The organism is Prosthecobacter sp., assembly GCF_044222345.1.
Lineage (GTDB): Bacteria > Verrucomicrobiota > Verrucomicrobiia > Verrucomicrobiales > Verrucomicrobiaceae > Prosthecobacter.
The window spans coordinates 1-6,292 of record NZ_JBGANL010000121.1; the positions used below are offsets into that span (position 1 = coordinate 1).

General features: G+C 60.8%; 5 protein-coding genes. All 5 read right to left on the reverse strand.

Annotated features, from left to right (window positions below; translation table 11 throughout):
- Window positions 1–1,916: hypothetical protein (locus tag ACILSL_RS26730; protein WP_395735127.1), on the reverse strand; the 1,916-nt coding region annotated here is incomplete at its 3' end.
- Between the two features lie 1,298 nt (window positions 1,917–3,214).
- The gene (locus ACILSL_RS26735; RefSeq protein WP_395735128.1) at window positions 3,215–4,099 is read right to left on the reverse strand and encodes a hypothetical protein; all 885 of its coding nucleotides are present in this window, start codon (window positions 4,097–4,099) and stop codon (window positions 3,215–3,217) included.
- 366 nt (window positions 4,100–4,465) lie between these two features.
- Window positions 4,466–5,170 carry a hypothetical protein gene (locus tag ACILSL_RS26740; RefSeq protein ID WP_395735129.1) on the reverse strand — a complete coding sequence of 235 codons (705 nt, stop codon included), beginning with the start codon at window positions 5,168–5,170 and terminating at the stop codon, window positions 4,466–4,468.
- Window positions 5,167–5,949 carry a hypothetical protein gene (locus tag ACILSL_RS26745; protein ID WP_395735130.1) on the reverse strand — a complete coding sequence of 261 codons (783 nt, stop codon included), beginning with the start codon at window positions 5,947–5,949 and terminating at the stop codon, window positions 5,167–5,169. Before ACILSL_RS26745 ends, ACILSL_RS26740 begins: the two co-directional genes overlap by 4 nt.
- A gap of 2 nt (window positions 5,950–5,951) precedes the next feature.
- Window positions 5,952–6,292 (reverse strand): hypothetical protein (locus ACILSL_RS26750; protein WP_395735131.1); only part of this gene is annotated, 341 nt, incomplete at its 5' end.

Here is a 6,292-nt window from a genome sequence, read left to right on the forward strand (position 1 = left end):
TGTAGGCCGATGCGTCCACCGTTTGCTGCATTCTGCGCGATGTTCACCGCCTGCGTGCCGATGCCACTCAGCAGGCTGCCATACCAACCAGCGCGGATCAGGTCAGCTACTTTCAGGCCTTTGGCTAAAGCCAGTTCATCCTGCATCGCCGCCATTGCCTCAGCTACCTCTGCGCTGCCCTTGCGTCCCTCGCGGATGGTGTTAGCGAGAGCGCGCATTTTAGCCATGCGCTCCGGTGTCAGCGTGTCGGGAATATCAAATGCCTCCCGGTAGGCTTTGAGAAACTCAGGATTCGTCAGCACCATGCCGGAGTCGATGGCATCCATCATCTTCTTGATCATGGGCGGCAGCTTCGATCTTGCTTTGCGCGGTGCCTTAGGCTCGAGACTCTTCACCACTTTGGCCGCTGCCTTGTCGCGTGCGGCTGTCTTCACACGACGCGCGCCTTCCTCAGCCAGTCCAGTCAGCCGCACCACATTCGGTTCGGAAATGCCCAGACCTCTCAGCGCATTCTCCAGCCCCACGTCTTCGCCTTTCATCGCGCGTTTCACCAGTGCTTTCACCTGGTTGGCGATCTTTGGCGGCCCATCACGGCCGGAGCTGGTGTCGGTGAATTGCTGCGATATCTGGCGAATGAGAATCTTCGCCTGTCCCTCAGGTGTCATTGCCCGGCCCTTGCGGGCTTGGTCTTCGGCTTCGATGTCTCGCAGCTCAGCCAGCCGGTCGAGTTCCTCTTGCACCCGCCGCTTGATCTCATCTTCCAGCGACTGGGGATCAATGCCAGTTGCCGCCTTTGCGTCGTCGATCTGCGCTTGCTCGATTTTCGCCACCTGTCTGCGCAGCATGAAAAGTGGATCACTCCGCATTAGATAGGCACCCACCTGCGTCACACTCGCCCCACGGTTTAGCCCGTCTTGCACCAGCTCAAAGAGACGAGCGGCCCGGCTCTCCGCTGTGCGTTGCTCGGCGGCCTTGCCTGTCTTCTCCGCTGCCATAGCCTTCTGTTCCCAGCGAAACATCGCCTGTCCTGCCAGCGCCACGTATTCACGGCCGGTGAATCCAATCTCTTCCGGCGATTGCGTCAAAAGCTGATCCGTGAACGTCTCCAGATTTCCTTCGTCCAGCATCTGCGCTGCGATCTGATCCAATTCCGCTTCTGGCGACCTGCGATAAATGAGCCTGTCCGCTGTTTGGAATCGTGTCGGGTCAATGCTCTTCAAAGCCTCACTGGCCTTGTATTCCGTAGCCGCTGCCGCACCAGGGCCGCCTTCGGATTGAAAGGCACCAGTGGCAGGACTTGAACCTGCACCGATTGCCTGCGTCTCGGTCTTATCGGACGCCGCCCGCTCGGACCCACGGATTACACTGGTGGAATTTATTGGCGAAACGCCCGGCGCGCCAGCCGCCACACGCGTCTCAGCAGTCGGGTCACCAACGAAATCAGGAGATCCAGCAGAAACGTCAGCAGTCCCATTTTGCGGCATCTTCGAATCAACGCAGCCAGTCCGTGGTTCGGCCTTCAGTCCATCGGCGATCACACCAGTCTGCGCCGTTGCATCAAAGCTCAGCACGCCAAAGCGCTTCCCATCTTTCAGCGTCACGGTTGTGGAGAAGCCAGCTTCATCGGTCTCCACACGCATCACTTCCACGTCTTCCCCGTCGATGGCCAGCTTGTCGCCTGGCGACATTTGCTGAAAGTCTACAGCCTTGCCTCCATCCTTCACGCTCGCGGTCTGCGCCTTGTCAAACTCCACCGTTCGGCGTTCCTGATCTCGCAAATTTTTCTCCTGCCTGCGCACCTCCATCTTGTAAGTCGTGCGCGCGCCGATGGTGTCTTGCACGGCTTTTATCAGCGCATCTGGTGACGGGTCTGCAATGAGCCCCTCATCAAAGGCACGTTGGGCCACCTGATCCACCTTGCTGCCGCGCTCCGTGCTCACGAGGAACTTCCGGTAATAGCGCGGCATCTCCACCGTCTCCATCCAGTCGTATTCGCCAGCGGTCGTCTTCGTCGCATCCTTGCGCGGCACGTTGATGGGGTTCTCGTTGACGAAATCCAAGATGTCCCGTCCACCATAAGGTGCATCCGGGATCTGCGGTTGCTTTGGTTTGGCTGCATCAGCAGCACGGCGAAGCTGGGCGTTGCGTGTTTCAAACGCCAGCCGGTCTGCATCCACCTGCGCCTGTTGTTCGGGGGTCAAAGGTTCGGTCGGCACAAACCGCGCGGTTTTTGGCATTGCAGGCTCAAAAGCCGGAGCCGGTGCCTTGAACGGGTCAAGATTGCGGAAATCGGGAACATCGGCAGCACCCGGAGCAGGCTCAATCAAATCCGCGTAATCTATCGGACGCAGCACTAGCTAGCCACCTGCGCCCGCCAACGTTGAAGGCACCTTAGCCCTCCACGTCCCCATAAACGTGAATTCACGAAGCTGCATCCGCCGCCAGTGAGTCACTTTTCAGGTAACCAGTTGTTTTAATGATCAACGTCGGTCACGCCACACGGGCCAGCAGCCATCCTGCATTGCCGCAGGCGTTCCCCATCCCCGCTGTACTGTTCTTTCCTCCTTTGCTTCAACACCTGGCCAAATGTCCGCTTCACCGGCGATGTCAGCGCCAGCGTCGCCGTTTTCTAAGCCACCGATGCCGCCAATCATCCCGTGCCCGCTTCGATCGCGCCAAAGGCCGTCATCTGTTTCGCTCCAGCTGTACGATGCCCACCTCCTTGGCCGTGTCGATGCCTTGATTCGCGCCCTGCAAGACCGCTGCCGTCAAAGGCACCGCCGTCATGGCCGCACCGCCTGCACCAGCATTCGCCGCCGCGCCTGTTCAGCAAGCCCATCGCCTGCGTGGCACCGCCCACAACGGCAGCTTGCACGAACAGCCCATGCGGGTAAACCCGCTCAGCCCAGCCTGCACGTCATCCGCGCCTTGACCGATGATGCCAAACAAGCCACCGGACCGCGTGCCGGTAGCTTTAGCGTAACCCATCCGCGCACCCGCGTCCAGCATTTCTGCTGCACCGCCTATCACGCCGGTGCCTAGATCATAACGAACGCCCGCCCTGCCCACCAGCCGATGCCAGGCGGCCCGGCTGCGCATCCATGGGCTCAATCAAATCCGCAAAGTCATTTGGCGTCGGCAGGTTCGATCAAACTGGTCAAATCCCGGCGAGGCCTACCGGCTCGATCAGGTCATCAAAGCAGCACCATGACGGTTACTTCTTCTTGCCTATCAGTTTGCCATCCCGATAGATTTCGGTGCCCACTGGCAGTGCCGCGATCTGCTCGCGCGTCGTTGTGGCTGAAGCCTCAAAGCGTGTCGGCGCACCAGATGGCGGCATGGCTGCTCCACTTGGAGCTTTTCCTTCCACCTTCGCAGGCTTCCAGACATCAGAACCCTTCTCGCGTTCCAAGATGATCGCCTCACCCGTAATCGGGTCCACGCCTTTCATTTGATCGCGTTTCATTTCGGGCAAGGAGCGGTCCGTCTGCGTGATTTCCTTCCATCGCGCCAAAGCTGATTCGCGTTTTTTAACGTCGGGGTCGGTGGTCATCACTGTTTCCAATTGGGAAAGCTGCTGTTCGACAGTCGGGCCTGTGCGCTCGCCCTTGGAAAACTGCATATTCCCTTGGCTGTCCATGCTCGCGATCTCCAGCCCCATTAAGCGCGCCATCTGGGGAGTTACCACGGGCTGTCTGGCCTGCGTTTTCAGCCTGCTAGCGATGCCCTCGGGAGAGGAGTTGAATCTGCGCCAGTCGGTCTTGCGCACGCCTTCAGGGCGTCCGCTGGCGGCATCAGCGGCGGCGCGTCTGGCTTCGTCCTTCTCCCATGGTGCCATGAAGCCGGTGCGGGCCGTGCCGCCGTGGTCGCCATACGGGAAGGGGTTGGCATTGGGCACGGTGATTTCCCCGCGGCCTTTTGGCTTCAGCGCCATCTCGGTGGCAGCATCGCCGAGATCGGCAGCGCGGCGGACCTCCGCGCCTGGCTGCATGGCGCGCGTCTGCGCGGCGATGTCGGCGCGGACGGCGGAGCGATCAAAAGGGAGTGCGTCGGCGGCCCATGGGTTTGACGATGGAATGACGTCATTTACCGGTTTCATTCCCCAGTCTGTAGTGGTCCCGTAGGGGTTCCCGGCTTTCATCGGCTGCATTGTGTAAGTCCCGCCTTTGTTTTCAAACTTCCTGGCGTTCTGCAGCAGCATGTGGGCGTGCTGTAGCCGGTGCCGCAGAATTGGCGAGCGTCATAGCCGCGCCCTGATCGGTATGCCATCCTGCGCGAGCTGGGCATCGCGCGCCTCCTGCTGCCGCTGTGCGTAGCATCGGATCATCGGCATACGGACGGCAAACCTCTTCGCCATCTTCATCACGCGGCCACCGCAGGTAGTCACGGATCACCCATCTCGCTCAGCCTTGTTCGCGCATGTCCGCCATGCCGGGCCTGGTCTTCTCGTCGGCGTCTTCGCCCATCATCGGGCTGACCATTTGGTCGGCCTTTCAGCGCGCCAGTCCTTCATCAGCCTTTTCCAGTTTGTTAAAGGTTTTGAGTCCAGCCATAGCACTGTGCTGGCTTTGTCAACATGCTCCCCGTTGCTCAGTTTGGCCGGAATCTTGTCATCCGTCGGCCCGCCAGGTCCGACGACTGGGCCACCTTCCGCCATGTAAAACGGATTGCGCGAGCCATCGGCCATGAAAGGGTCGGGTTTGCCATACGCATCGGCTCCGCCCTGGAAGGGATCGCCGAATTGATGGCCGAACGGGTCCGCCCCGTGCGGAATGCTGCCGTCAATACTGCGCTGGCTGCGGTCATCTCGCCCCATGCCAAAGGAAAAGTTGGCTCCCGGCGCCGTCATGTTCGGCATCAGGGTTGGTCCGCCGAGTGCGCCGAGACTCTGCGTGCTGCTGCCCACGGTGTGCCCTCCCTTCGGATCGGTGAACACGGGCCGCGTCTTGTCATCCACGGTCATCAGCCCCCAGCGCGGATCTTTCACGGTCTTCTGCGCATATTTGCTCGCATTGCCCGCGCTGAGTGGTCGCACCCGCAACGGCGGCCCCATCTGCTCCTGCACCTGCGCGGCCTGCTGCTTGTCGAGCGGCATCACCGTGCGCTGTTCACCGATGGGCGTCACGAACGGATTGACGAGATTCACGAAAGGGTTGGGGAGCGTTTTCATGTAAAGATCGAGACGGGTTCAGGCTCGGCAGACAGGTATTGCCAACGTTCAGCATTGAGGCGTTGCTGCTCGGTGGTGGCCTTTTCAAAACGGCGGCCCATGCGGCCCTTGCGGATGGCGGAGAGCGTGAGATTCACGCGGCAAATAGGTGTGCTGCGCAAGAGCGGGTGCGTGGTAAAAGACAGCACCATCTTGCCGTGCTCGGCGAGTTCTACCGTGGCCCATACCATCCAGCCTGGAGATGGCACCAGCGCGGAGACGTGCAGCGTTTCAGCTTCGATGGCATCCAGATAGCGTTCGTCGATGACAAACGGCTCCGCAGGATCAACGTGAAAATGGCGGTCGTGAAACCAGATTTCCGTCGCCTCATCACAAAAGAACTTGGTCGGTCCCTGGCGCGTGGTGACGATGGCCGTCTTGTCGCCGGGGTCGCCTTTTGGGCCGGGTTCACCCTGCGGCCCTTGCGGGCCTGTGGCCCCATCGGCTCCGGCTGGTCCTGTTGGGCCTGTGGGTCCGGTTGGCCCTGTCGGTCCGGCTGGTCCCGTGGCTCCATCATCGCCTTTGTCTCCTTTGTCCCCTTTCACCCCAGCGTCTCCGGTCGCTCCGGTGTCGCCTTTATCCCCTTTGTCGCCCTTGTCCCCTTTCTCGCCTGCCGGGCCGGTCGGACCTGGCACGGTAGAATCAGCGCCATTCTCACCATTTTGGCCCGCGCGTCCACGAAAGCCCGCGCGCTTCGGCGTGGTCTGGTGGATCGGGAGCCATGTTTTGAGCGGCGGCATGATTAGCGTAGGAGGATGGCTTTTTCCTTGCTCCAGCCTGCGTATTCATCAGCCGGGCATTCAGCGACAGGCAGGCCGGTGCCAGCCGCAAAGGTGAGGGTGCCACCGATAACGGTCGTGGTGGCGGCCTTGGTGAGCTTGATGGCCCGCTGGCCTGCCGTGATCACGGGCGGATAAACGTCATAGCTGGCCGTGGGTGGTGTGTCGATGATTTCGGCAATCTTGGTGCCTGCCGGGATGCCGCTGCCGGTCACGCCCTGGCCGACGTAAAGGCCTTCCACGTTGATGTTTTGCACCAGCACCGAGCTGGATGTGTCGCCACTACGTTCGACGGCCTCGCCGG